This window comes from Streptomyces sp. NPDC049585 (assembly GCF_040675615.1).
GTDB lineage: Bacteria > Actinomycetota > Actinomycetes > Streptomycetales > Streptomycetaceae > Streptomyces > Streptomyces luteosporeus.
The window spans coordinates 45,458-70,244 of sequence record NZ_JBFAPE010000016.1 but is presented as its reverse complement, the minus strand read 5'-3'; the positions used below and the strand labels follow the sequence as shown (position 1 = coordinate 70,244).

General features: G+C 73.0%; 28 protein-coding genes. 13 read left to right on the top strand and 15 right to left on the bottom strand.

Translation table 11 applies throughout. From position 1 onward, the window contains the following. The first annotated feature begins 39 nt into the window (after window positions 1-39). Window positions 40-1,632 carry an alpha/beta hydrolase gene (locus tag AB0K17_RS18250; protein WP_365983545.1) on the top strand — a complete coding sequence of 531 codons (1,593 nt, stop codon included), beginning with the start codon at window positions 40-42 and terminating at the stop codon, window positions 1,630-1,632. A gap of 43 nt (window positions 1,633-1,675) precedes the next feature. Here AB0K17_RS18250 and AB0K17_RS18245 read toward each other — a convergent pair whose 3' ends face one another. From AB0K17_RS18245 to AB0K17_RS18235, 3 genes are all read right to left on the bottom strand, one after another. Next, window positions 1,676-2,371, bottom strand: a complete 696-nt coding sequence (locus AB0K17_RS18245; protein WP_365965805.1) for a hypothetical protein — start codon at window positions 2,369-2,371, stop codon at window positions 1,676-1,678. Further along, window positions 2,368-2,925, bottom strand: coding sequence for a sigma-70 family RNA polymerase sigma factor (locus tag AB0K17_RS18240; protein ID WP_365965804.1), 558 nt, complete (start codon window positions 2,923-2,925; stop codon window positions 2,368-2,370). Before AB0K17_RS18240 ends, AB0K17_RS18245 begins: the two co-directional genes overlap by 4 nt. 256 nt (window positions 2,926-3,181) lie before the next feature. Continuing rightward, window positions 3,182-4,174, bottom strand: coding sequence for a helix-turn-helix domain-containing protein (locus AB0K17_RS18235; RefSeq protein WP_365965803.1), 993 nt, complete (start codon window positions 4,172-4,174; stop codon window positions 3,182-3,184). A 51-nt stretch (window positions 4,175-4,225) separates the two neighbouring features. Here AB0K17_RS18235 and AB0K17_RS18230 point away from each other — a divergent pair, with 51 nt between their 5' ends. After that, a complete protein-coding gene (locus tag AB0K17_RS18230) occupies window positions 4,226-4,621 on the top strand; it encodes a cupin domain-containing protein (RefSeq protein ID WP_365965802.1) in 396 nt (131 codons plus the stop codon). A 4-nt stretch (window positions 4,622-4,625) separates the two neighbouring features. Here the strand turns inward: AB0K17_RS18230 and AB0K17_RS18225 are convergent, their stop codons facing one another. Next, window positions 4,626-4,976: a hypothetical protein gene (locus AB0K17_RS18225; protein ID WP_365983544.1), complete on the bottom strand. Its 351-nt coding sequence runs from the start codon at window positions 4,974-4,976 to the stop codon at window positions 4,626-4,628. A 42-nt stretch (window positions 4,977-5,018) separates the two neighbouring features. On the opposite strand from AB0K17_RS18225, the gene AB0K17_RS18220 reads away from it, so the two are divergent. Then, window positions 5,019-5,705 (top strand): RraA family protein, encoded by a 687-nt coding sequence (locus AB0K17_RS18220; RefSeq protein WP_365983543.1) that lies wholly within the window; start codon window positions 5,019-5,021, stop codon window positions 5,703-5,705. A gap of 19 nt (window positions 5,706-5,724) precedes the next feature. Here AB0K17_RS18220 and AB0K17_RS18215 read toward each other — a convergent pair whose 3' ends face one another. After that, the gene (locus tag AB0K17_RS18215) at window positions 5,725-6,543 is read right to left on the bottom strand and encodes a TIGR02452 family protein (protein WP_365983542.1); all 819 of its coding nucleotides are present in this window, start codon (window positions 6,541-6,543) and stop codon (window positions 5,725-5,727) included. A 228-nt stretch (window positions 6,544-6,771) separates the two neighbouring features. Between AB0K17_RS18215 and AB0K17_RS18210 the strand changes: the two genes are divergently transcribed. Beyond that, entirely contained in the window at window positions 6,772-7,185 is a 414-nt protein-coding gene (locus AB0K17_RS18210) for an SSI family serine proteinase inhibitor (RefSeq protein ID WP_365965798.1), read from the top strand. Window positions 7,186-7,218: 33 nt separating this feature from the next. On the opposite strand, the gene AB0K17_RS18205 is transcribed toward AB0K17_RS18210, so the two are convergent. The 5 genes from AB0K17_RS18205 to AB0K17_RS18185 all read right to left on the bottom strand — a co-directional run bounded on the left by AB0K17_RS18205 (window position 7,219) and on the right by AB0K17_RS18185 (window position 11,776). Further along, on the bottom strand, window positions 7,219-7,377 hold the full coding sequence (locus AB0K17_RS18205) for a hypothetical protein (protein ID WP_365965797.1): 159 nt from the start codon (window positions 7,375-7,377) through the stop codon (window positions 7,219-7,221). Between the two features lie 121 nt (window positions 7,378-7,498). Continuing rightward, window positions 7,499-8,452, bottom strand: a complete 954-nt coding sequence (locus tag AB0K17_RS18200; protein ID WP_365983541.1) for a cytochrome c oxidase assembly protein — start codon at window positions 8,450-8,452, stop codon at window positions 7,499-7,501. Between the two features lie 54 nt (window positions 8,453-8,506). Beyond that, on the bottom strand, window positions 8,507-9,505 hold the full coding sequence (locus AB0K17_RS18195) for an ATP-dependent 6-phosphofructokinase (RefSeq protein WP_365983540.1): 999 nt from the start codon (window positions 9,503-9,505) through the stop codon (window positions 8,507-8,509). Window positions 9,506-9,777: 272 nt separating this feature from the next. Further along, a complete protein-coding gene (locus AB0K17_RS18190; RefSeq protein ID WP_365965794.1) occupies window positions 9,778-10,506 on the bottom strand; it encodes a glutamine amidotransferase in 729 nt (242 codons plus the stop codon). A 31-nt stretch (window positions 10,507-10,537) separates the two neighbouring features. Further along, entirely contained in the window at window positions 10,538-11,776 is a 1,239-nt protein-coding gene (locus AB0K17_RS18185; RefSeq protein WP_365965793.1) for a MurT ligase domain-containing protein, read from the bottom strand. Between the two features lie 169 nt (window positions 11,777-11,945). Here AB0K17_RS18185 and def point away from each other — a divergent pair, with 169 nt between their 5' ends. After that, a complete protein-coding gene (gene def, locus AB0K17_RS18180; RefSeq protein ID WP_365983539.1) occupies window positions 11,946-12,485 on the top strand; it encodes a peptide deformylase in 540 nt (179 codons plus the stop codon). A 12-nt stretch (window positions 12,486-12,497) separates the two neighbouring features. On the opposite strand, the gene AB0K17_RS18175 is transcribed toward def, so the two are convergent. After that, a complete protein-coding gene (locus tag AB0K17_RS18175; protein WP_365965791.1) occupies window positions 12,498-13,154 on the bottom strand; it encodes a TetR family transcriptional regulator in 657 nt (218 codons plus the stop codon). 149 nt (window positions 13,155-13,303) lie between these two features. Between AB0K17_RS18175 and AB0K17_RS18170 the strand changes: the two genes are divergently transcribed. Next, on the top strand, window positions 13,304-14,533 hold the full coding sequence (locus tag AB0K17_RS18170; RefSeq protein WP_365965790.1) for an acyl-CoA dehydrogenase family protein: 1,230 nt from the start codon (window positions 13,304-13,306) through the stop codon (window positions 14,531-14,533). On the opposite strand, the gene AB0K17_RS18165 is transcribed toward AB0K17_RS18170, so the two are convergent. Then, entirely contained in the window at window positions 14,496-15,062 is a 567-nt protein-coding gene (locus AB0K17_RS18165) for an EF-hand domain-containing protein (protein ID WP_365983538.1), read from the bottom strand. The two genes, AB0K17_RS18170 and AB0K17_RS18165, sit on opposite strands and share 38 nt — an antisense overlap. A gap of 335 nt (window positions 15,063-15,397) precedes the next feature. Between AB0K17_RS18165 and AB0K17_RS18160 the strand changes: the two genes are divergently transcribed. From AB0K17_RS18160 to AB0K17_RS18150, 3 genes are all read left to right on the top strand, one after another. Further along, the gene (locus AB0K17_RS18160; RefSeq protein ID WP_365983537.1) at window positions 15,398-15,733 is read left to right on the top strand and encodes a hypothetical protein; all 336 of its coding nucleotides are present in this window, start codon (window positions 15,398-15,400) and stop codon (window positions 15,731-15,733) included. 81 nt (window positions 15,734-15,814) lie between these two features. Further along, window positions 15,815-16,117: a hypothetical protein gene (locus AB0K17_RS18155; RefSeq protein ID WP_365983536.1), complete on the top strand. Its 303-nt coding sequence runs from the start codon at window positions 15,815-15,817 to the stop codon at window positions 16,115-16,117. After that, window positions 16,114-16,353: a hypothetical protein gene (locus AB0K17_RS18150; RefSeq protein WP_344438792.1), complete on the top strand. Its 240-nt coding sequence runs from the start codon at window positions 16,114-16,116 to the stop codon at window positions 16,351-16,353. Before AB0K17_RS18155 ends, AB0K17_RS18150 begins: the two co-directional genes overlap by 4 nt. Before the next feature lie 22 nt (window positions 16,354-16,375). On the opposite strand, the gene AB0K17_RS18145 is transcribed toward AB0K17_RS18150, so the two are convergent. Next, the gene (locus AB0K17_RS18145; RefSeq protein WP_365983535.1) at window positions 16,376-17,137 is read right to left on the bottom strand and encodes a 4'-phosphopantetheinyl transferase superfamily protein; all 762 of its coding nucleotides are present in this window, start codon (window positions 17,135-17,137) and stop codon (window positions 16,376-16,378) included. 314 nt (window positions 17,138-17,451) lie between these two features. Between AB0K17_RS18145 and AB0K17_RS18140 the strand changes: the two genes are divergently transcribed. After that, window positions 17,452-19,068 (top strand): GMC oxidoreductase, encoded by a 1,617-nt coding sequence (locus tag AB0K17_RS18140; RefSeq protein ID WP_365983566.1) that lies wholly within the window; start codon window positions 17,452-17,454, stop codon window positions 19,066-19,068. Window positions 19,069-19,097: 29 nt separating this feature from the next. Here the strand turns inward: AB0K17_RS18140 and AB0K17_RS18135 are convergent, their stop codons facing one another. Then, window positions 19,098-21,230, bottom strand: a complete 2,133-nt coding sequence (locus AB0K17_RS18135; protein ID WP_365983533.1) for a PIG-L family deacetylase — start codon at window positions 21,228-21,230, stop codon at window positions 19,098-19,100. Window positions 21,231-21,533: 303 nt separating this feature from the next. Continuing rightward, on the bottom strand, window positions 21,534-22,127 hold the full coding sequence (locus tag AB0K17_RS18130) for a GNAT family N-acetyltransferase (RefSeq protein WP_365983532.1): 594 nt from the start codon (window positions 22,125-22,127) through the stop codon (window positions 21,534-21,536). A gap of 141 nt (window positions 22,128-22,268) precedes the next feature. Here AB0K17_RS18130 and AB0K17_RS18125 point away from each other — a divergent pair, with 141 nt between their 5' ends. From AB0K17_RS18125 to AB0K17_RS18115, 3 genes are all read left to right on the top strand, one after another. After that, the gene (locus AB0K17_RS18125) at window positions 22,269-23,459 is read left to right on the top strand and encodes an alpha/beta hydrolase (protein WP_365983530.1); all 1,191 of its coding nucleotides are present in this window, start codon (window positions 22,269-22,271) and stop codon (window positions 23,457-23,459) included. An 81-nt stretch (window positions 23,460-23,540) separates the two neighbouring features. Further along, window positions 23,541-23,723, top strand: a complete 183-nt coding sequence (locus tag AB0K17_RS18120; protein ID WP_365965782.1) for a hypothetical protein — start codon at window positions 23,541-23,543, stop codon at window positions 23,721-23,723. Then, complete coding sequence (locus AB0K17_RS18115; protein ID WP_365983529.1) at window positions 23,720-24,787, top strand: radical SAM protein; 1,068 nt, start codon at window positions 23,720-23,722, stop codon at window positions 24,785-24,787. The genes AB0K17_RS18120 and AB0K17_RS18115 overlap by 4 nt, the downstream gene beginning before the upstream one ends.

Here is a 24,787-nt window from a genome sequence, read left to right as displayed (position 1 = left end):
GCCGCCCCGGGCGGCGCACTCTGCAGGGGGATTCCTACTTTGAGACCGAACGCGATAGCCGGTGCGGCCGGCACCGTGGTGGCGGGCGCACTCGTCGCCGGCTTCCTGACCGCGGCGCCGGCCGGTGCCGCCCAGTCCGTGCCGGGTGGTGCCGCCGAGGCGCGTGGCGCGAAGATCGCCGCCGACCGTGCCGCCAAGGCCGGCATCAGCTGGCAGGACTGCCCGGCCGACTGGGGCCTGGACAAGCCCATCCAGTGCGGCTTCGTCACCGTGCCCGTCGACTATGCGCGCCCCAACGGCCGCACCATCAAGATCGCCGTTGACCGGGCGAAGTCCACCGGCACCGCGAGCGAGCGCCAGGGCTCCCTCGTCTACAACCCGGGCGGTCCCGGCGGTTCCGGCCTTCGCTTCCCGAAGAAGGTCACGACCAAGAACCCGCTGTACACCAACATCGCCAAGGCGTACGACTTCGTCGGTTTCGACCCCCGCGGCGTCGGCCACTCGGCCCCGATCTCCTGCGTCGACCCCCAGGCGTTCGTCAAGGCGCCCAAGGCCGACCCGGTGCCGGGCAGCGAGGCCGACAAGCGCGCCCAGCGCAAGCTGGCCAAGGAGTACGCGGACGGCTGCGCCGAGCGCAGCGGCGACAAGCTGCCGTACATGACCACGGCCAACACCGCGCGCGACGTCGACGTGGTCCGTGCCGCCCTCGGTGACAAGAAGCTCAACTACCTGGGCGTCTCCTACGGCACCTACCTCGGTGCGGTCTACGGCACGCTCTTCCCGGACCACGTCCGCCGCATGATCGTCGACAGCGTCGTCAACCCGGCGCGCGACAACATCTGGTACCAGGCCAACCTCGAGCAGGACATCGCCTTCGAGGGTCGCTTCAAGGACTGGGAGAACTGGGTCGCCCAGCACGACTCCGTCTTCCACCTCGGCACCACGCAGGCCAAGGTCCAGCAGGAGTGGGAGAAGCTCCGCGCCGCCGCCAAGAAGGAGCCCATCGGCGGTCTCGTCGGCCCGGCCGAGCTGATCAACTACTTCCAGGGCGCGGCGTACTACGACTCCTCGTGGGTCCCGGTCGCGCAGACCTGGGCGAAGTACCGTGCGGGCGACGAGAAGGCGCTCGTCGAGGCGGCCGGTCCGAACCTCGACGACAAGGCCGGCAACATCGCCTCCGAGAACAGCAACGCCGTCTACACCGCCGTCGAGTGCGCCGACGCCAAGTGGCCCACCAGCTGGCGCAAGTGGGACCGCGACAACACCCGCATCCACCAGCAGGCACCCTTCATGACCTGGGCCAACGCCTGGATGAACCTGCCGTGTGCCACGTGGAAGGGCCCGCAGTACAACCCGGTCGAGGTGACGACCCACAAGGGCCTGCCGCAGACCCTGATCGTCCAGTCCGACCGTGACGCCGCCACCCCGTACGCGGGTGGGGTCGAGCTGCACAAGCGCTTCCGCGGCTCGCAGATGATCACGGAGAAGGGCGCCGGCTCGCACGGTGTCACGGGCTTGAAGAACCCGTGCATCAACGACCGCGTCGACGCCTACCTGCTCACCGGCAAGCTCACCGGCGGCAGCGACGTCACCTGCACCCCGCACGCCACCCCGGAGCCCCCCAAGGCGTAATGCCGCGGACCAGCACCTGGTGTGACAACGCCGCCCCGGCCCCTCACGGGCCGGGGCGGCGCGTCTTTTCGCGGTCCGCCGTCGCCAGTACGTCCGCGAAGCGCCGCCCGGGCCGGCCCACGACACCGCAGCTCTTCATCGTCTCGGCAGCGAGACGGTGCACCTCGTCCTCGATCTGCCTGCAGACCCCGTCACCGGGCGGAAGGCGCCGGTGCCGGTGGCGGGACGCCGCGGCCAGCAGTTCGTACTGGGCCACCCCGTCGGAGCCGCTGCCGGCCCGGGACGGCAGTGCCGCGTACCGCTCGTACCAGTGGGAGCTCGCCCCGTAGGCGACGTCGAGCTGGAGGTGGTGCAGGTGCAGGCAGTAGGCCGCACCCCGGTGGTCCGCCCCGGCCGCCAGCCGCCACCAGAACTGGGCGCTCTTGCCGTAGCCCAGCCGGTGCAGCAGGCACCCGAAGACGAACGGCCCTTCCGGCTCCAGGCCCTGGCCGCCTTCGGCGAAGCGGCGCAGCTGCTCCTGTGCGTCCGTGAGCGACCACTGGCAGATCCAGTCCAGGGCGATCTGTGCCTTGCGCGCCTCGCGGGCCTGCCAGTCGCGCAACTGCCGGCGGTGCCCCGGCGCGCTCGCCTCGGCCGCCAGCCGGTGCACGGCCGCAGCCGCATCGAAGCCGGCACCCGACGCCGTGGGAACCGCCGCCTGCGCCAGCAGCTCCTCGATGCCCGCACCCCGCCCGGTCACTTCCTGACCTCCTTGATACGCGTCACTTCCGGAATGCCGAGCTGCTGGCGCAAGTACTCCTTGCCCTTGCGGCCGTGGTAGTCGACGGTCCGTTCGTCCAGTCCGAGGAGCCAGGCGGTCCGGGTGACGGGGTAGCCGATGACGTACTGCAGCACGATGACGTCGAACTGCCGGCTCGGCAGCTCGGCTATCGCCGCGTACAGGCCGATGCTCTCCTCCAACACCGCCAGCTGGTCCCCGGCGGCGTCCATGGCCCGGGCGAACGCCCCCTTGGCCACGAACGCCGGCCGCCCGCTGCCGCTGCGCAGCCGGCGCATCGTGGCCAGCCGCAGGACGGACCAGGCGCCCTCCTCGACGTTGCTGCTGCAGAGCAGGTCCGCCCACTCGTCGCGGATCAGGCAGAACGCCTCGTGCACGGCCTCCTCGGCATCCTCGCGGTTCCCGAGGATCTCCGTGGCGTAGGAGTGGTACATCTCCTCGACGCCCAGGTAGAAGGCCTGGAAGTCCAGGGGCAGGCGGCCGTCCTCGAGCCGGCTCCGGCGGTCGCCGGTCATCGCACCGGCCCCGGGCCGGGGCGGGGCGCCGTCCGTACGGCGCAGGGCATGCTGTCCATGAGGTCCTCTGATGGATCGATGTGACGGTGGCCTGATATCGCGCCCTTCCCCCACCATCCAAGCGATTCGCGGCCCGGAATACTCATGACGACACTGTCCGGAAGATGTCCGTCAAAAGAGAGACCGACCCTGTCGGATCCAGCTCCTCATCGGCCACTCCAGGCCCATGGAACGACCGGAACCGGTCTTCCGGTCGTCAGTCCGCCTCCGGTCCGAACCGGCGCCTGTACGCCGAGGGATTCAGGCCGGTCTCACGGCGCATGAGCGCACGCAGGTTGGCGGCGGTGCCCAGTCCGGCGCGGCGCGCGACCACCTCCAGGCGCGACTCCCCCCGCTCGATGAGCCGGCAGGCCAGGGCGACGCGTTCCCCCGTGAGCCACGCCAGGGGTGTGGTGCCCAGCTGCGCCCGGAAACGACGGTGCAAGGTCGCCGGACTGACCGCGGCCCGGGCCGCGAGCTCCGGGACGGTGAGGGACGCGTCCAGCCGCTCCTGGGCCCAGGCCAGCACGGGTGCCAGGGACTCGTCCGGCACCTCGGGCACGGGCCGCTCGATGAACTGTCGCTGGCCGCCGTCGCGGTGGGCGGCGAAGACCAGCCGCCGGCTGACGGCGCCCGCGATCTCCGCGCCGTGGTCGCGGCGGACGAGGTGCAGCCCCAGGTCGAGCGCGGCGGCACTCCCCGCGGCGGTGAGGATGTCGCCGTCGTCCACGAACAGCACATCCGGTTCGAGCCGTACGGAAGGGAAGCGGGCCCGGAAGGCGTCCGCCCACTGCCAGTGCGCGGTGGCCCGGCGCCCGTCGAGGACCCCCGCCTCCGCCAGGGTGAACGCGCCGCTGCAGAAACCGACCAGGCGCGCGCCCCGCGCGTGGGCCCGCCGGACGGCATCGAGCACGGCCGGGCGGCGGGGCACCTCGACGTCGGGCCGGTTGGGCACGATCAAGGTGTCCGCCGCGTCGGCCGCCGCCAGGTCCGCGACGCCCGTGAGCGTGAAGAATCCGTCCCGCATCAGCGTGCGGGGGGCGGGCGAGCAGAGCGTGAACGCGTAGAGATCACGGCCGACCTCGGGTCGGCGCAGGCCGAAGATCTCGGTCGCGCAACCGAGCTCGAAGGGGTTGGAGTTCTCGTCCACGATCACGACGACGCGGTGCGGACCGGTGCTGCGGACTGCGTGCGAGGATTCTTGCGCCATATGCAATTCCTAGCACTCCCGCCGAGTGGGAGCGGGCGCAAGGATGAGTCCATGAACAGCGAACCCATCGCCCTCGGCACGGCTCTGGCCTCCTTCGACGACCTGTGGAGCCCCCGCATCGTCACGCGCGTCAACGACTACGACGTCCGCATTGCCAAGGTCGACGGCGAACACGTCTGGCACGCCCACGACGACACCGACGAGTTCTTCCTGGTACTCGACGGCGAACTGCACCTCTCTCTCCGCGAGCCCGCAGGGGAGCGCACGGTCGTGCTCGCCCAGGGCGCGGTCTTCACCGTCCTGCGTGGCATGGAGCACAAGCCGTATGCGCCCTCCGGCGCCGCCATCCTCATGTTCGAGCCCACCGGGACGGCGACGGTCGGCGACCGCCACGACGCGATCCCCGCCCATGTCGACGTGACGACAGGGCACGCCCTCGACCTCTGAGCGCCTACGGGCGGGTGGCCGGCCGGCGGCTCGTCGCCAGGGCGGCGCAGGCCACCGCCGCCACCACGCCCGCGGCCAGGACACCGCGGCGGGAGCGCCAGGAGAGCACCGACCACCGCGACTGGGCGGACAGCACGGAGCCGGTGCTCAGCCAGGAGCCGGTCGAGGCGACGGACAGGGCCGAGCCGATCGAGCCCAGGGAGAGGGCACTGCCCACCGAGCCGACGGACAGCACCGAGCCGACCGAGCCGATCGACAGGACCGAGCCCACCGAACCGATCGACAGGAGCGAATCCCGCGACCACAGGGACAACGACGAAGAGGAATGCGACGCGTTCGCGGGGTGCTTGACCATGTGGCGATCGTAAACTCCCGTTCGCCACCAAGGAGGCAGGCAATGGATCGCACCGAACTGACCACCGCTCACATCGCCGACGGCTGTGTGCGCACCGGCGTGCCCGTGCGGTGCGCACCGGCGGGCATGCGGCCCGTCGTGGAGGGGACGCGGCTCGCCGGGCGGGTGCTGCCCGCGCGGCACGCGGGCAGTGTGGACGTCTTCCTGGAGGCCGTCGAACAGGCCGCACCCGGGGACGTGCTGGTCGTCGACAACGACGGCCGCACGGACGAGGCGTGCATCGGCGACCTCGCGGTGCTGGAGGCCGCGGCCGCCGGACTGGCCGGCGTCGTGGTGTGGGGGCTGCACCGGGACACCGCCGACATCCGCGCCATCGGCCTGCCGGTGTTCAGCCTGGGCGCGCTGCCCGCCGGGCCGCTGCGCCTGGACGCCCGGCCGCCCGAGGCCCTGGGCTCGGCGGTCGTGGGGGAGTGGACCGTGGACCCCGCGGACCTGGTGTTCGGTGACGACGACGGCGTGGTCTTCGTGCCGGGCGAGCGGGCCGAGGAGGTGCTCGCCGCCGCGGAGGCGATCCGCGACGCCGAGCGGCGGCAGGCCGCGAGGATCAGGGAGGGCGTCCCGCTGCGCCGCCAGGTGGGCTTCGACGCCTACCTCGCCGCCCGCGCGGCCGACCCCGGCCTCACCTTCCGCGAGCACCTGCGTACGGTCGGCGGGGCGATCGAGGAGTAGCCCGCCGGCGCCCCGCCGCTCACCCGGCGAAGGCGCGGGCGAAGGCCGCCCTGTTCGCGGAGTGCGGCTGCCGGTCCAGGACCGCGAAGACGACGTGCTCGAAGCGGCCCGCGAAACGCCCCGTGCCCTTCAGATGGCCGGCGAAGGCCGCCGCCACCTGTGCCGGGTCGTTGCGGAAGACGCCGCAGCCCCACGCGCCGAGCACCAGACGCCCGTACCCGTGCGCCGCCGCGACCTGCAGCACCCGTGCCGCACGCTCGGCGAGCGCGGCCGGGATCAGCTCGGCCTGCTCGGGCGTACGCCGGGCGATCACGCCCGCGTTGGGCGCGGGCGAGGTCAGGAAGCCGGCCGTGTACGGCTCTTCGAGCAGCTCGCCGCGGTCGTCGCGGAAGACGGGGACGCCGGGGGAGTGGATGACGCGATGGCTGTAGAAGGGGCTGGGGTCCGCGCGGTGGGCGGCGTAGTACGCGGGAGCCTGCAGCAGGCACGCGTACAGCGCCGACCCGCGGCAGACGGCCTCCTCCTGCGCCTGCGCACCGTTGAGGTAGCCGCCGCCGGGGTTGCGGGCGGAGGCGAAGTTGAGGACGGCGACCGGGCCGTCGGCCGCCAGCCGGCGGGCGGCGTCCAGACTGCCCTCGGCGGTCACCTCGAAGACCGTCGGATGTGCCGGCCCCGCCTGCGGTACGGGCACCGGCTCCGGCCCGTACAGCCGCGTCCCCTCGCGGGCCCGCCGGACGTCCTCGGCGATGTCCGCCCAGCGGCCGCCGGGCGTGGTGTAGCCGCCTTCGGCGACGATCCGTTCCGTGGTCCGCGCGACCTCGCGCAGCCGGGCACTCATGTGTTTCCCGGTCCTCCCCGTTGAATGATCAATGACAAGCGAGGACAGTACGGGCCCGGACGGCCCGGGGCGACACGTTTTCCGGCGGTCGTTCCCGGCGGCCCGGACCTCGCCCGACCGGGTGGCCGGCGTCCCCCACACGAGTGCGGGCGCGGTGCGGCCCCTTGGCGGGCCCGGCCCGGGCGCGGTGGCCTGGCCGGCACACCAGCGCCCGGAAGGCACGCCCCCATGTCCCCACGTACGTCCCCCCGCCCCGCCGCCGCGGTCGCGGCCGCCGCCACCGCCCTGCTCACCTGGCCCCTGGGCCAGGCCCACGCCACCGACCGGGAGGACGCGAGCGACGGGCGGTACCTGCTGACGATCTCCGGGGCGCACGGCACCTGGATCCGCGGCGTACGCCTGGTCTGCCCCGGCCCCGGCGGCCACCATCCGCACGCGGCGGAGGCCTGCGAGAGCCTGGCCCTGGCCGGCGGGCAGCCGGAGGCGCTGCTCGGGGACGCGGAGCGGGTGTGCACCCGGGAGGAGGACCCCGTCGAGGCGACCGCCCGGGGCGACTGGCACGGGCTGCCCATCGCCTGGCGGCGGACCTTCCCGGGCCTGTGCGCGCTCGAGGCCGCGACCGGGCCCGTCTTCCGGTTCTGACCCGCTGGTCCGGGTCGTGATGCGCCGGCCGTCTCACGCCCCGCGGGCCGCCACCGTGCCTATCGTCGCCAGCCCCAGCACGGACCAGATGAACCACAGCCAGCCGTTGCCGCCCAGGGCCACCGAATAGGCGGTCACCAGCACCAGGGCGCCCATGGTCAGCCACGCCATCGTCTTCGCCGATCCGGACATCGCCGCACCTCCCAAGTCGGCGGTCCGGCGCGAGCAGCTCGTGCACCGAAAACGCGGACCGCGGCCAGGAGACCATGGTCTCCCGGCCGCGGTCCGCGGGCCATACCGCCGTCGGCCGCCTTCACTGCCCCCGGGCGTTGAGCGAGGCCAGGTAGGCGTTGTAGGCCGCCAGCTCCTTGTCGCCGTTGCGGTCGGCGGCGCGGTCGCTGCGCCGGGCCTGCCGCTGCTCGGAGCGGTACCACTGGAAGACGAGTGCGAGCAGCACGACCACCGACGGGATCTCGCTGAAGGCCCAGGCGATGCCGCCGCCCGCCTTCTGGTCCTCCAGCGCGTCGATGCCCAGTGAGGCCGCCGGGTGCATGTACGTGCCGATCATCGGTTCCGAGGCCATCATCAGCGCGATGCCGAAGAACGCGTGGAAGGGCATGCCGGCGAACAGCTCCAGCATCCGCATCACGTACCCCGGACGGTGCGGGCCGGGGTCCACGCCCATGATCGGCCAGAAGAACACCAGGCCGACGGCGAGGAAGTGCACCATCATCGCGATGTGGCCCGCCCGGCTTCCCATGAGGAAGTCGAACAGCGGGGTGAAGTACAGCGCGTACAGGCTCGCGATGAACAACGGGATCGTGAACGCCGGGTGCGTGATGATGCGCATGTAGCGGCTGTGCAGCAGGGCGACGAGCCATTCGCGGGGGCCCTTGCGCCCGCGGCCGGCGGCCGGGAGCGCGCGCAGGGTCAGCGTCACGGGCGCGCCGAGCAGGAGCAGGATGGGGGAGAGCATGCTGATCACCATGTGCTGCACCATGTGCACGCTGAACATGACCATGCCGTAGTCGTTCAGCTTGGTGCACATCACCAGCGCCACGGTCAGCACGCCGGTGACGAAGGCCACGACGCGACCCCACGGCCAGGCGTCGCCGCGCCGGCGCAGCCGCACCACGGCCCAGCCGTAGAGGCCCAGTGCCAGCAGGCAGCCGATCATGAAGAACGGTTCGCTACTGAACTGCAGACCCCGTCCCAGCGTGAACGGCGGCATGTCCATGTGCATCATGCCGTGCCCGCTGTGATCCATCCGCTCTCTCCCATTTCGCACCGATGCGCCGGGACAAGCGTAGAGGCGCCCTTCTCACAGCACGCACCCGACCTCGGCATAGCGTTCCGGCGGCACCGGCCGGTGCCCGGGCGCCGAGGTCAGGGGCACCGGGACGAGCGCCTCGCCGCGCAGCGCGGTCATGACCGCCAAGGGTGCGCCGGCCCGCCTCCGGGCGGTCTCCACGGCGTACCGGCCGAAGCGGCTGGCCAACACCCGGTCGTACGCGGTGGGCGCGCCGCCGCGCTGGGCCGGGCCCAGGGGCACGGGGTGGACGCCGACCCCCAGGCGCTGCTGCAGCTCGGCGGCCAGCAGCTCGGCGACGCCCGGGCCGGGGGCGTCCGGCAGGGCGTCGTGGGCGGTGGCGCCCTCGGCGACCACCGCGACGGTGCAGCGCCTCCCCGCGGCCAGACTGCGGCCGGCTGCTTCGGTCAGGGCGTGGACGGAGAAGGGGCGCTCGGGCACGGCGATCACATCCGCCCCGGTGGCCAGCCCGGTCTGCAGCGCCACCCAGCCCGTACGCCGGCCCGCCACCTCGGCGACGACGACGAGCTGCCGCGATGCCGCCTGCATCCGCAGCCGGTCCAGGGCGTGCGCCGCCACCGCCACGGCGGTGTCGAAGCCGAAGGCCGCGTCGGTCGCGGCGATGCCGTCGTCGACGGTGCGCGGGACGCCGACCGCGGGCAGCCCGGCCCGGGCCAGCAGATGGGCGGCATCGAGGGTGCCGGCGCCGCCGATGGCGATGATCACGTCCAGGCCGAGGGCCGCCGCCCGCTCGCGGGCGAGCTCCACACCCCCGGGCAGCTCGGCGAGGGCGATGCGGGAGGAGCCCAGCAGCGTACCGCCGGTGCCCAGGGCACCGGCGACGGCCGCGGGGTCGAGCAGGCGGTGATCGCCTTCGAGCAGGCCGTGCCAGCCGTCGTGCAGGCCCACGACCTCGTCGCCGTGGTCGCAGACCGCGTGGTGGACGACGGACCGCAGGACGGCGTTGAGGCCGGGGCAGTCGCCGCCGGAGGTGAGCACACCGATGCGCACGACAGGGTCACCTCACACAGGGCGGGCCTTGCGCGGCCGGCCCGCCGCCGGGCGCGGTCCCCGCCACCCTATGGCCTGTCCGGCGGATTGTCGTGGAACGCTGCGAGCGCGCGTGCAGTGCCCCGTAGGGGGCGCGGGGAACTGCGCGACAAGCCACGACGTGCCGCAGATGAAGGCGGTGCTTCAGCTGCAGGCCGTCGGTGGCCGATCGCGCCCACGCGGCGGCAGCCGCAGATCGAACGCTGCCTCGCGCCCCCTACGGGCCGTAGGCCCTACGCCGGCTGTGTCGCGGCGGCGATGCGCTCGGCGCGCAGCGCCTCGTACCAGCGGTCGTCGACCGGCGGCAGCGCGTTGACGTCCAGCGCCAGCTTGATCAGCAGGTCCGCGATGTGCGGGTTGCGGGCCATCACCGGCCCGTGCATGTAGGTGCCGAAGACGGTGTCGTTGAACGCGCCCTCGGTGCCGTCACCGGTGCCGTTGCCCTTGCCGAGGCGGACCCGGGCGAACGGGCGGGCCGTGGGGCCCAGGTGGGTGACGCCCTGGTGGTTCTCGAAGCCGGTCAGCGGCGGCAGGCCGAGCTGCGGGTCGATGTCCGCCAGCACGTCGCCGACGCAGCGCTCGCCCTCGCCACGGGTGCTGATCACGTCCAGCAGGCCCAGGCCCTGCTCCCGCTGGCCGAGGTCGTTGATGAACTCGTGGCCGAGGATCTGGTAGCCGGCGCACACCGAGAAGACGATCGCGCCGTTGGCCACGGCCCGGTTCAGACCGCCGTCGCGGCGCAGCCGCTCGGCCGCGAGCCGCTGCGGGCGGTCCTCGCCGCCGCCGATCAGGTAGATGTCCCCGGAGGTGGGGATCTGCTGGTCGGAGCGCACGTCGACCCGCTGGACGTCCAGGCGGCGCTGGTGCGCCCGCCGCTCCAGGACCAGGACGTTGCCCTGGTCACCGTAGGTGCTGAGCAGGTCGGGGTAGACCCACACCACACGCAGACTGTTCTGGCTCATGCTCACAATCCCTATGAAGCGCTGTCGCGGGTCAGTTGCCGACGCGGCGGCGGATGTCCTGGAAGGCGGTGTAGTTCGCGATGACCTCGATCCTGCCGGGCGGGGCCATCTGCACCGCCTCGTCCATGCTCTCGCAGACCCGGAAGTCCACGCCCGCGACCTCCAGCCGCACCGCCAGGTCCAGCTTGCGGTCGCCGATGACCATGATCGGGTGGCCGGCGAGGCGGGTGTAGTCCACGTCCCACAGCCAGGAGGTGTCGGTGCCGTCCGCGCCGCGGGCGTTCACCGACAGGATCACCGGCGCCGGCGGCCCGTCGATCAGCGAGAAGGTCTCCAGCCAGCCGGCCGGGTTCTTCGCCAGCAGCAGCCGCACGTCACGGCCGAGGAACTGCACCACGTCGTACCGGCCGGCCACCGCCTGCACCTGGTACATCCGCTCCAGCGCCACCTGCGGCGGCACGCCGAAGGTCGCGGCCACGGCGGCCGAGGTGGTGGCGTTGGCCTTGTTGGCCCGGCCCGGCAGCTGCAGGTGGATCGGCCACGCGGAGCCGTGCGGGTCGAGCACGTAGTCGCCCGACAGGGCCCAGCTCGGCGTCGGCCGGCGGAAGCCGCACTCGCCGCAGAACCAGTCGTCGCCCGGGCGCTGCATCACACCGCCGCAGGACGGACAGGACCACGCGTCGTCCTTCCACTCCTGGCCGGCCGCGACCCACACCACGTTCGACGAGGAGGAGGCGGCCCACACCACCAGCGGGTCATCGGCGTTCGCGATGATCACGGCCTTGGTGCCGGCCAGGCCCTCGCGCCACTTCTCGGCGAGCATGCGGGTCTCCGCCGCACGGTCGAGCTGGTCGCGGGAGAGGTTCAGCAGCGCTATCGCCTTCGGCGCCACGTCGCGCGCGACGCCCGCCAGGTACTTCTCGTCCACCTCGATCACGCCGTAGCGGGCGTCCGAGCCGCCTGCGAGGGCGGAGGTGATGCCCGCGGGCATGTTCGCGCCCAGCGCGTTCGACACCACCGGGCCGCTGGCCCGCAGCGCCTCGGCGATCAGCCGGGTCGTGGTCGTCTTGCCATTGGTGGCCGAGACCAGGACCACGTCCAGGTGGGTCGCCAGCCGGGCCAGCAGATCAGGGTCGAGCTTCAGCGCGACCTTGCCGCCGATCACCGACCCGCTGCCGCGGCCCGCGGCCCGCGACACCGCCGCAGCCGCCTTGCCCGCCGTCACGGCCAGCTTGGCCCGCGGCGACAGCGGCCCCGAGTTGCCTGCCATCGTCCTAGATCCTTCCTTGCATCCGGCGCCGCGCCGCTTCCCTGGTCAGCCGGTGGAACGCCCCCCTTGCGCTCGTCATCGCCGGCCAGGAGGCAACGGTCGGGGATCAGCCTATCGAGATCCGGACCGGGGCCCGAACCCGCTGCCCCCGGAACGTACCCTTAGGGCCATGCGAAGAGCCACGATTCCCGGCAGTTCAGGACGAGTGCGGCCCATGAGGCTGCTCGGGGACGCGGCTCTCGTTGCGCCCTGCGAACCCGTCACCGACTTCGGTACGGACCTCGCACGGCTCGTGGAGGACATGTTCGCCACCATGTACGCGGCGAACGGTGTGGGCCTGGCCGCCAACCAGGTCGGTGTGCCCTTGCGGGTCTTCGTCTACGACTGCCCGGACGACGAGGACGTCCGGCACCTGGGCCACCTCGTCAACCCCACCCTGGTCGCCACCGACGGACCGGTGCTGCGCGGCCCGGAGGGCTGCCTGTCCGTGCCGGGCGTCGAGGCCGGCACGCCCCGCCACGACGAGGCCGTGGTGGAGGGCTTCCGCATGGACGGCACCCCGGTGACGGTACGGGGCACCGGGTTCTTCGCGCGCTGCCTGCAGCACGAGTGCGACCACCTGGACGGTGGCCTGTACCTCGACCACTTGACGGGCCTGCGCCGCAGGCGCGCCCTGCGGGCGGTGCGGCGCGCGGGGCTGCGCCCCTGACACCGGGCCGGGTCAGAACCCCGGCCCGTCCGCGCGGTCGCCCGAGACGGCGAGCCGCCCCCACAGCAGATCCGCGAGGTGGCGCACCAAGTCCGCGCGCGGGCAGGGCCGCTCGCGCAGCCACCAGTCGCCGGCCGCGTGCATCATGCCCACGATCCCGTGTCCCCACGAGCGCGCCAGCCCCTCCCCGTCCGGGCCGAGGTCGACGCGCTCGGCTATGACCTCGGCCAGTTCCTCGCCGAGGCGGCGCAGCAGCGGTGCGGAGTGCCGGCCGACGTCGAAGCCCTGCTCGGTCGGCTGGCTCTCGTCGGCCGGGTGCATCAGGAAGCGGTAGACCTGCGGCCGGGCCTCTATGGCCGCAAGGTAGGTGTCGAGCGTGGCCTCGACACGCTCGCGCCGCTCGGCGGGCGCGTCCAGGGCCGCTCGCAGACCCGACAGCAGGGCGTCGGTGTGCCGGACGGCCAGCGCCCGGTACAGCCCGCCCTTGTCGCCGAAGTGCCGGTAGAGGATCGGCTTGGTGATGCCGGCCTCCGCGGCGATGGCGTTCATCGACGCGCCGGGGCCGTCCCTGAGCACCACCCGGTCCGCGGCCTCCAGCAGTTCCTTGCGCCGCTGTTCGGCCGCGCGCTGCTGTTCCTCCCGCTGAGTGGTCTGCTGACTGGTCTCCATATGAGGTGCCTCCCCGCCCCGGTGATTCAAAATGCCTGCGCAACGTAACACCCGCTCCACGCTATGGAATGGACGGGCGTGCCGTTGACAGGCTTTACCGATGGGTAACATACTGCGGTTACCGGAGGTAGCGCATGCTGGGAGGGGTCATGACGCAGTTCACGCCGGAGCTGAACGACGATCAGGAAGCCGTCCGCGACTGGATCCACGGCTTCGCCGCCGACGTCATGCGTCCCGCCGCGGCGGAATGGGACGAACGGGAGGAGTTCCCCTGGCCCGTCGTCCAGGAGGCCGCCCGGATCGGCCTGTACTCCCTGGACTTCTACGCCCGGCAGTTCTTCGACCCCACCGGTCTGGGCATCCCGCTGGCCATGGAGGAGCTGTTCTGGGGCGACGCCGGCCTGGGCCTTGCGATCTCCGGCACGGCACTCGCGGCGGTCGCCGTCCTGACCAACGGCACCGAGGAGCAGGTCGGCACCTGGGTTCCGCAGATGTACGGCGACGCGAACGACGTGAAGATCGCCGCCTTCTGCTCCTCCGAACCCGACGCCGGCTCCGACGTCGCCGCCATGCGCACCCGCGCGGTGTACGACGCGGCCAAGGACGAATGGGTCCTCAGCGGCACCAAGACCTGGGCCACCAACGGCGGCATCGCCGACGTCCACGTCGTCGTCGCCGTCGTCGACCCCGGGCTCGGCGCCCGCGGCCACGCCTCCTTCGTCGTACCGCCGGGCACCCCCGGCCTGACCCAGGGCCAGAAGTTCAAGAAACACGGCATCCGCGCCTCCCACACCGCCGAAGTCGTCCTGCAGGACGTCCGCGTGCCCGGCCACTGCCTCCTGGGCGGCAAGGACAAGCTCGACGAACGCCTGGCCCGCGCCCGCGAGCGGACGCGCACCGCCGGCGCCGAGCGCGCCGCGAACGCCGCCATGGCCACCTTCGAGGCCTCCCGCCCGGCCGTGGGCGCCCAGGCGGTCGGCATCGCCCGCGCCGCCTACGAGGTGGCCCTCGACTACGCCTGCACCCGCGTCCAGTTCGGCCGCCCCATCATCGACAACCAGGGCGTCGCCTTCCAGCTCGCCGACATGCGCACCCGCATCGACGCGGCCCGCCTGCTGGTGTGGCGCGCCTCGTGGATGGCCGCGACCGGCAAGCGGTTCACCTCCGCGGAGGGTTCGATGTCCAAGCTCTTCGCGGGCGAGACGGCCAAGGCGGTCACGGCCCAGGCCATGCAGATCCTCGGCGGCAACGGCTACACCCGTGAGTACCCGGTCGAGCGCATGCACCGGGACGCGGCCATCTACACCGTGTTCGAAGGCACGAGCGAGATCCAGCGCCTGGTCATCGCCCGGGCCCTGTCGGGCCTGCCGATCCGCTGACCGGCGGCGGTCGGTCGGCGGCGCCGGGTCGGTACAGGGCGGCGCCCATGGCCGAACCCTCGCCCGTGACGTGGGCACGGATCCCCGCCAGGTACGCGGCACGGGTGATGCGGCCGTCGCCGTCGGTGTCCAGCGCCTCGAAGGCGGCCTCCGCGTTGCCGGCAGGGTTGCCCAGGGCCTCGCGCAGGGCCAGGAATTGCGTGCGGTCGACGGTGCCGTCGCCGTCGGTGTCGGCGAGGTCGAACAGCAGGCCGAGGGTGGGCCTGCAGACGGTGTCGAACGCCTCGGCGCCCGCCCAGGCCGCGTACTGCTCGAAGGTCACGCCGCCGTCGCCGTCCGCGTCCATCGACGCCCACGCCCGGGCGCCGGCCGAGCGGGCGGCCGCGACCAGGGGGTCGTCCGGCCGGCGCCCGGTCGCCCGGACCACGTTCTCCGTGCGGGCGAGGTACTCCTTTTGCGAGATGACCCCGTCCCCGTCGGCGTCCAGCATGGCGAAGACGCGCGCCTTGGCAGCGGTGCAGTTCGTCACGGGCTGTCAGTACCCCCCGGCTGTGTCGTTCAGGCGTGGTGAGGGTGGCGAAGGCTCGCGCGCGAGGCTGGCGCGCGCGGGCGGAGTGCTGCCGGGCGCCGGAGGCGGGTGCGGCCGGCCGGGGTAGGCAGGGGCCATGGTCAAAAGGCGTGCGACGGCATGGGTGTTGAGTACCGCGGTTCTGCTCGCCTCGTCCGTGATGTGGGCCGCGGCGGGGCAGGCCCTCGACGGCGACAGTAGAGAGGCCCTGCTTCGAACTCATTGAATCAGCCTGGCCGTTGTCCGTGATTCCTCCTTGAATGAGGGTGTTTTCCGCCCCATTCCAAGGAGAAGTCATGGGCAACTTAGTCAAGTTCAAGACCACGCTCGCCGCGCTCGCCGTCGCCGCCGGCGGCCTGACGCTCGCCGTGACGGGACAGGGCACGGCACAGGCCGCCACGGCCGAGCCCGCGCCGAGCTGTGTCGAGGGCTACGGCTGGAACATGATGGACATGTACGCGGCCGTCCACATGAGCAACAAGTGCACCACCGTGCAGCGCGTGCGGCCGACCTACGCCAACGACGCCCTGCAGTGGGGGTGCTACGAGCTGCAGCCCGGGCAGACGGTGGAGGACAAGAAGTCCGTGGTCTTCGCCCCTTACTACAAGTACACGGGCCTCGTCCGCTGCTGAGCGAGCCGCCGGCCGAGTGGACCGGGCACGCCGTCGCGGCGTGCCCGGCCGCAGGCGCGCCGACGGGCTAGGGTGGGGCCCGTGAGCACCCCGCACATGTGGACCATCGACAGCATCGGTCACGCCCTGCCGCACCCCGAGCTGCGCGCCACCTTCCTGCGCGAGGTCACCTTCACCGACGTACGGGAGCTGCCGGCGGTGATCGAGCGGTGGGTGGCCTTCATCGAGGACTTCGAGGCCGAGCGGCCCCGGCTGGAGCAGCTGCGGGCGCTGGTGCACGACAACGGCCGGCTGCCGGCCACCTACACGGCCGGCCTGGTCGAGATCAGCCCCGAGGAGCTGCGCGCCGCCACCGGGCGCCGCGGGCGCCGGGGTGCCGCGTGACCTACCGGCTCAGCCTTGATCCCAGCCTGCACGCCTCCTACAAGAGCCTGCCCGACGAGGCGCGTCGCGACCTCGCGGTGTGCCTCCTGGACGCCCTCGCCGATCCGATCGCCCATTCGAGTGCGTACGGGGTGGACGACGGCACCATGCGCACCATCGCCCACGGCCGTACGGCCGGTGTGGTTCTGATCGGCGACGACACGGTCACTCTCGTGCACATCACCTGTCTGGGCTGAGCCCGCCGGCGGGCGACCGGTGTCAGGCCGCCAGCTCCTGCGGGTCCAGCCGCGCCACGTCGTACCGGCTGCCGATCCGTCCCCGTACCGCGGCCGCCGCGTGGCCCGCGCCCACGGGGACGTCGACGATCGTCCAGCCGGCGGGCCAGGCGGGCGTGCCGGGTCCGCCGTTGCCGAGGTAGTCCAGGGCGGGGGAGCGGCCGAGGCCGGTGCCCAGTGCCTTGAGGTAGGCCTCCTTGCGCACCCACAGCCGGGTGAAGACCGCCGCGCGGCGGACGGCGGGGGCGGACATCACCTCGCGCTGTTCGTCCGGGTGCAGGGCGGTGGCCACCTGGCCGACGGTGTGGGCGGCCGGCAGCTGTTCGGTGTCCACGCCGACGGGCGCGGCGGCGACCCCGACGAGGACGAGGTTGCCGCCGTGCGAGAGGGAGAAGTGCGGGCCGTCGCCGGCGAGGGCCGGCCGCCCGTGGGGCGCCCCGCAGCAGGGGCAGGGCTCGCGGACGAACGCCACCTCGCCGGCGGGCCGGTCCAGGTACGCGCCCAGCAGCCGGCGCAGCATCAGGTGGGACGCGACGTACTTGGCGCGGTCGACGGCGTGCACGAAGGAGGCGGCGCGTGCCCGCTCCTGCTCGTCGAGCGGGGAGGTGTCGAGGACGGCACCGGCGAGCCAGGGATCGGGGACGTGCAGCAGCCACAGGTCGAGCGCTCCGTCGGCGGGGGCGCTCAGGGTCTTCGGCCAGGGGACGACGGCGGCGTGGCCCGGGCGGAGGGCGGCGGTGTCCATAGGTCGCTCCAGTCGATCCACGTGCGGCTGCACAGCTCGCTCCGGTGGTGTCGGTGAACGGCCCGGAGCGTACAGCAGTCATATGTCCCGCACATATCAGCATCGCGAGCGTCGTTCATCCTCGAATCAATCAGGCGGGCGAACGCTCAACTCCGGTCGAAAACAGGGTTCCGGGGCCCGAGTGAACCCATGTCTAGGTCTTTCCTTGTCGTGCCGGTGGGCACAGTGTGAGCTTCACCAGGCTCACCAGCCGCCAGGAAGGCGAGGTACCTCCCGTGGTAGACCAGCACCTGTCGCGTCGCCGGTTGCTCGGCATGACGGCACTCGGCGCTGCCGCCCTCACCGGGGCCACCACCATCACCACCGCGAGCCGCGCGGCCGCGGCCACGGCCGTAGGCGCCAAGGGCGCCGGAGCGGAAGGGCCCCGGCACGTGCGGGCCGTGGTCGTCGGCACCGGTTACGGCGCCGCCGTCACGGCGCTGCGCCTGGGGGAGGCGGGCGTCGAGACGCTCATGCTGGAGATGGGCCGGCAGTGGGACGCCCCCGGCGCCGACGGCAATGTCTTCCCCGGCATGCTCAAGCCCGACGAGCGCTCCACCTGGTTCAAGAACCGCACCGAGGCCCCGCTGGGCAGCTTCCTGTGGCTGGACGTGGTCAACAAGAACATCACGCCCTACGCCGGTGTCCTGGACCGGGTCGCCTTCGAGGAGATGTCCGTCTACGTCGGGCGCGGCGTCGGCGGCGGCTCCCTGGTCAACGGGGGCATGGCCGTCATGCCGCGGCGCGCGTACTTCGAGGAGGTCCTGCCGCAGGTCGACGCGGCGCAGATGTACGAGCGCTACTTCCCGCGCGCCAATGCCGCCCTCGGGGTCAACCACATCGACAAGCAGTGGTTCGAGGAGACGGAGTGGTACAAGTTCGCCCGCGTCTCGCGCAAGCAGGCGGAGAAGGCGGGCCTGGGCACCACCTTCGTCCCCAACGTCTACGACTTCGAGTACATGAAGCGCGAGGCGGCCGGCGAGGTGCCGAAGTCCGCGCTCGCCACCGAGGTCATCTACGGCAACAACCACGGCAAGAAGAGCCTGGACAAGACCTACCTGGCCGCGGGCCTGGGCACCGGTAAGGTCACCATCGCCACCCTCCACCAGGTCAAAACGATTCGGCAGCGCAGCGACGGCGCGTACCTGCTGAGCGTGCAGGAGAGCGACGCCCATGGGGCGGTGCTGGCCACCAAGGAGATCTCCTGCACCTACCTGTTCCTCGGGGCCGGCAGCCTCGGCTCGACCGAACTGCTGCTGCGCGCCCGGGAGACCGGCACCCTGCCCGCACTGAGCCCCGAGATCGGCAAGGGCTGGGGCCCCAACGGCAACATCATGACCGCCCGCGCCAACCACATCTGGAACCCCACCGGCACCAAGCAGGCCACCATCCCGGCGCTGGGCATCGACGACTGGGACAACCCGGAGCACCCCGTCTTCGCCGAGATCGCCCCGCTGCCCGCCGGCCTGGAGACCTGGGTCAGTCTGTACCTGGCCATCACCAAGAACCCCGAGCGCGGCACCTTCGTCTACGACGCCGCCACCGACCGGGCCGCCCTGCGCTGGAAGCGCGAGCAGAACGCGCCCGCGGTCGAGGCCGCCAGGTCGCTGTTCGACCGGATCAACAAAGCCAACACGACCATGTACCGCTACGACCTCTTCGGCGCCCGGCTCAAGAACTTCGCCGACGACTTCTGCTACCACCCCCTCGGCGGCTGCGTCCTGGGCGAGGCCACCGACCTGTACGGCCGCGTCAAGGGCTACCGCAACCTCTACGTCACCGACGGCTCGCTCATCCCGGGCTCCATCGGCGTCAACCCCTTCATGACCATCACCGCACTCGCCGAGCGCAACGCCGAACAGGTCATCCACCAGGACGTCACCAAGGCCTGAGCGGGCCCCGGAGCAGGCCTTGGCAGGCCCTACGAGGTCTGCAGGTCGCTCGTGCCGTCGTGGGAGACCCACTCCTCGAACGGCACACCGCCCGTGACCCGGGAGCGGGCACTGGAGAGCCGGCCGTCCATGCCGAGCACCACCGCCACCGTACGCCCCCGGGCGTCGCGGACCAGGGCGGGCGTCCCGCGGTGCGGGACGCCCCCCTCCCGCCAGGGGCCCGGGCGGCCCGGCCCGGCCGACAGCCGGGCCAGGCCCGCGCCGTCCCGCGCCGCGAGCACCGTGGTGCCGCCCTCCTCCGAGAGCGCCACCCGCCCGTGGCCGCCGACGGGCTCGCAGGACGTGACCGGGCGCCAGGTGCCGTCCGCGGGGCGGTCGAAGAGCAGCACCCGGGCGGTGCCCGCCTCGCGTATCGCAAGGCGCACGCCGCCGCCCGGCAGCGCCGCCAGGGCCGGCGGCGCGCCCGCCGCGGGCAGCCGCGTCGGCCCGGCCGGGCGCAGGGGTGCGCCCGACCCGTCGCCGATCCAGTGCTGCACGGTGCGGGCGTCGGCGGCGACCACGTGCACCCGGCCCCGGCCGTCGACGACGGCGTCCAGCGCGTCCTCGATGCGCACCGCCGGCCGGTCGTCCTGCCCGGCCGGCGCCTCCCACGGCGACCACCGGCCCTCCGGGCTGCACGTACGGGAGACGAGCCCGCCGGCCCAGTCCTTGACGAAGACGCGCAGCGTGCCGTCCGCGCCGGCCACCGCGACCGGGTGCCCCACCTCCAGCGAGCGCTCCGGGTCGTCCTCGGGCGAGCCCAGCGAACGCCAGGGCCCGAAGGCCGGGGCGCCGCCGGCCATGCCCTGCTGCACCGCCGTCATCACCTCCCGCCGGTGCGCGACGCCCGGGCGCGGCAGCACCGTGCGCACGGAGAACAGCACCAAGGTGCCGTCGGGCCGGCGCAGCGCCTGCACCTGGCCCTCCAGCATCGAGCCGCCGACCGGCACGGGCGGCGACCAGATGCCGCTGCCCGCCGATGTCTCCGTCCAGCACTGCGCCTCGCCGTCGAGGACGGCGAAGGCGGCCAGCCGTCCGTCGGGCAGCGCCTGCGCCCAGCGCTGGGTGCCCGGGGCGCGGTGGCGGAGGTTGTCGGACCAGCGGATGTCCTTCGACCGGTTGCCGATCTTGCGGTCGCCGCAGCCCGCCGCATCGCCGCAGTCTCTGCCGTCGGCCCAGCCGTAGACGTCGAGTATCTCCACCTTGTGCGCGGTGGCCGCCCGGTCGAGGCTGTCGGGCAGCAGGGCCACCTCGTAGCCGACGTAGGCGTCCACGGCGGTCGGCCGGGCGTGCGGCCGGCCCCAGTACTGGGCGAGGGCGGCCTGGGCGAAGCGGGCCGAGGCCGTGTGGTCCTGGTGGTCGTGGAAGGCCAGGCCGCGCAGCACCGCCGGTGCACCGGGGAAGTCCGGCTGCTTCGGCAGGTGGGTCGGTGTCGGGTCCAGCGTGCGCACGACGGTGGGCCGGTAGCGCTCCAGGACGGCCGTCAGCGCGTCGATCACCTGCTGCCGGGTGCAGCGCTGGGTGCGCCGGATCGGGCTTCCCGCCGGCACGAGGGTGGGCAGCTGCTCGGTCGCCCCCAGCCACAGGCCGCGCAGGCTCTCCCGGCGCGGCACCCGCACGTACCGTGCCTCCACCAGCTCCATGAAGATCAGTTGGATCTGCGGTGCGGCCCGCAGCGTCTGCAACTCGACCTGGAAACCCGGCAGCAGCGTCAGCGGCTCCACGTTCCAGGGGCTGAGCCAGTCGCCGGTGACCATGCGGGCGGTGGCCTCGCGCAGCCCGTTGATGCGCGCCCGGACGAACTCCGGCCGCTTCTGCGGCAGCCGGGCGTACCCCGGGGTGCGCGTGAGCGCGTTGCGCCCGTCCGACTCTCCGCCGGTCATGCAGACGGTGACCGCGGGCGCGCCGCTGCGCAGCGACTGCTCCAGCTCGGGGTTCATGAAGTACAGCGAGTCGTCCGCGTGCGCCATGATGTGCACGAAGGCCTCGGCCGGTGCCGTCCTGGCGGGGCGCGCCGCGGCGTGCCCCGCCCCCCGCTCCCGCGGTGCCTCGGGGGCCAGCCACTGCCAGGCGCCGCTCATCGCGCCCGCCCCCAGGAGCAGACCGCCGCCGGCGCCGAGCATGCGACGACGTGCTATTCGTGCCGGCACGGACGCGTCCCCCTCCGCCGGGCGGGCCGGCGCGTGCATGGAAAAGGGCGATGATGATCAATCGCCCGTCGAACAAGACGCTGATCGTATGAGTCGTAACCTCCGGTTTGCCTGCCGTTGTGTAACAGCCGTGCCACGGCCACCCATGGATCGGGCATCGGCCGTGGCCGCGACCGTCCACGGCGCGGCAGGCGTTGCGATCAACGGTTGATGCGATCATCCGTTACCGGTGGGCGGGCGTTGTCACCCCAGCGGGTGGGCGGGCGCCGCGGCGCTTCACGCAGCGGGCGCAGGCGGGCGATCGTTGAGGATCCGCTGGAAGAGGACGTGGTCCTGCCAGGCGCCGTTGATGTGCAGATAGGCGGGGGCGACGCCGATCCGCTCGAAGCCGCACCGGGCCAGCACCCGCTGCGAGGCGGCGTTGGCGAGCACCGTACCGGCCTCCACGCGGTGCAGACCGAGGTGCTCGTCGGCGTCCCGGCACACCGCCTCCACCGCGGCGGAGGCCAGCCCCCGGCCCGTGCGGGCCGCCGCGACCCAGTACCCGAGGTTGGCACTGCGCCATGCGCCGTGGACGATGTTGTTGAGGTTCACCACGCCCACGATCTCGCCGGAGCCGGGCCCCGTGCCGCCGTCCTCGGCCAGCACCCACGGCATCGACCGGCCGGCCGCGCGCAGCTCCATCAAATCCCGCAACCGGGCGGCCTGGCCCTCCGCCGTGAAGAACGCCTCGCCACGTACCGGCTCCCACGACCGCAGGTGTTCGCGCTCCCGGCGGTACGCGCGGGCCATGGCCTCGGCGTCGTCCTCCGTCACCGGGCGCAGTACGAGATCGGGGGCAAGGGTCCGGATGCGGGATTCGAAGATCATCGCCCTACCGTAGTCGCGCTGCGGACACCGCTGTCATACCTGGGTATCACCTGCCGGACAGCACCGTGGAGTGACGCGGCGTCAGTCACCTGCTCCCTACGTTTCCCCTCGTCAGCACGGCAAGACGAGGGAGAACCACCCATGCGCCGCCTCAAGCGCACCCTGATCGCCGCGGCCCTCGCGGCGACCGCCATGGCAGGCACCGCCGGCTGGGCCGCCGGGGATCAGCAGGACGCCGTCACCGGCCCGCCCGCCGGCAGCGCCGCGTGGCGCGCGGACGACGTGCTGCACCGGCCCCTGCCCGACCCGGCCACCGCCACCCCGCGCGAGGTCGCCCGCTTCTTCGCCTCCCTCGACGCCACCCGGCAGCAGCAGCTGGCGACCCGTCACCCCCTGGTGGTCGGCAACCTCGACGGCGCCCCCGTCGCTCTGCGGTACGCCGCCAACCGGCTCGCCATCGCGGCCGAACGCGACCGGCAGCTGGCCCGCTCCACCGACGGCTCCCTGGCCGCCCACGAGCGCGAGCAGGCCCGCGGGCGCGCCGCCCGCTACGCCCGCCTGCTCGCCCCCGGCCGGCAGATCCTCGCCTTCGACCCCCGCGGCCGCGGCCAGCTCGCCGAGGTGTACGGCGACTGGACGGCCGCCCGCCACACCGCCGTCGTGGTGCCCGGCTCCGACACCGACCTGGCCACCTTCGACCGCGGCGAGCAGCGCTACGACAGCCCGGCCGGCATGGCCCGTGCCCTGCGCGCGGAGATGGCGCGCCAGGACCCCGCCGCGCCCACCGCGGTGATCGCCTGGGCCGGCTACACCACCCCCGTCGGCGTCGGCATCGACGCCGCCACCGGCCGCCTCGCCGAGGCCGGCGCCCCGCGCCTGGACCGCTTCCTCGCCGGACTCGCGGCCCTCGGCGGCGACGTCGCGCCCGCCCTCTTCTGCCACAGCTACGGCTCCGTCGTCTGCGGCCTGGCCGCCCCGCACCTGGGCGCCGCCGAGGCCGCCGACCTGGTCGTCCTCGCCAGCCCCGGTGTGCACGCCGACTCCGCCGCCGCCCTGCACACCGGCGCCCGCGTCTGGGCCACCCGCCGCAACGGGGAGGACTGGATAGGCGACGTGCCCAACGTCAGCCTCTTCGGCCTCGGCCACGGCGCCGACCCCACCTCCGGCGCCTTCGGCGCCCTGAGCGTCCCCTCCACCGGCGCCCACGGCCACAGCGGTTACTTCACCCCGGGCACGCAGTCGCTGCGGCACTTCGCGCAGATAGCGATGGGGCGATACGAGGAGGTACGGCGGGCTGCGTCCGGTTCACCCTCGATGCACCCGAATGGGTGATTCCCGGACGGCCGGCCCGGGAGTACATCCTTCTTATGCGCCGCCGTCATGCCGAGCGCCGGCGCCAGGGAGGGGCAGGGCATGTCCGACGCACTCGCGAAGGTCCTGGCGGGGCTCACGCCCGACGACGTCGCCATCGACGACACCGGCCGGGTCGTGATCAAGAACCAGCAACTCGCCCAACAGGTGAGGGAACTCTCGGCGACCGCGACCCCGCTGGTCGACAACGACAACTGCAACCACGGGTGCCGAGGGCAAGGGTGAATCCCGCAGCCGCCTCCGAGAGCGAAGAACGCCGCAGGGTCTTCGCACAGGAGCGCGCTTCCTCCCTGCGCAACGACAGCTTCCACCTGATCGTCCTGCCCACCGAGCACTGCAACTTCCGTTGCACCTACTGCTACGAGGACTTCTCCATCGGCAGGATGAGCCCGCCCGTCGTCCAGGGCGTCAAGCGCCTTCTGGACCGGCGCCTGGACGACCTGCGCACCCTGCACCTCTCGTGGTTCGGCGGCGAACCGCTGCTCGCGGCGGACATCGTCGAGGACATCAGCAGCCACGTCGTCGCCGGGCAGGCCGGGCGACCGGGGCTGCGGTACACCGGCGGCATGACGACCAACGGCTACCTGCTCGATGCGGCCATGGTGAGCCGGCTGGCGCGCCTGGGCATCCGCGAGTTCCAGGTCTCCCTCGACGGGCCCGAGGAGATGCACGACCGCACCCGGGTGCGGGCCGACGGGCGCGGATCGTACGCCCGGCTGTGGCGCAACCTCCTGGCCGTCCGCGACGGCGACGCACCGGTCGCCGTCGTGCTGCGCGTCCACCTCACGCCCGGCAACCTGGCGGCGATGCCGGACTTCCTCGCCCTGCTGCGGGACACCTTCCTGGCCGACCGGCGGTTCTCGGTCCTGCTCAAGCCCGTCGAGCGGCTCGGCGGCCCCCACGACGCCACCATGGACATCATCGACAAGGGAAGCCAGTCGCAGATCCTCGCCCGGCTGGAGGCGATCCTGCGGACGGGGGAGGACGGGCACAGGACCGCCGGCCGCGTCAGCGGCGTTCCCGTGTGCTACGCGGCGCGCGCCAACTCCCTGGTCGTCCGGGCCGACGGCAGGCTCGCCAAGTGCACGGTCTCCCTAACCGACCCGGCCAACGACCTGGGCCGGCTGCGCCCGGACGGAACCCTCGCCTTCCGCAACGACCGCCTCCACCCGTGGCTGCGCGGCTGGCAGAGCGCCGACTGGGACGTCCTGCACTGCCCTGCCGACGGCCTGACACTCGGTGCGCCGCCGTTGCTGCAGATCGGCCCGGCGCCCCGAAGGCGTACCTGA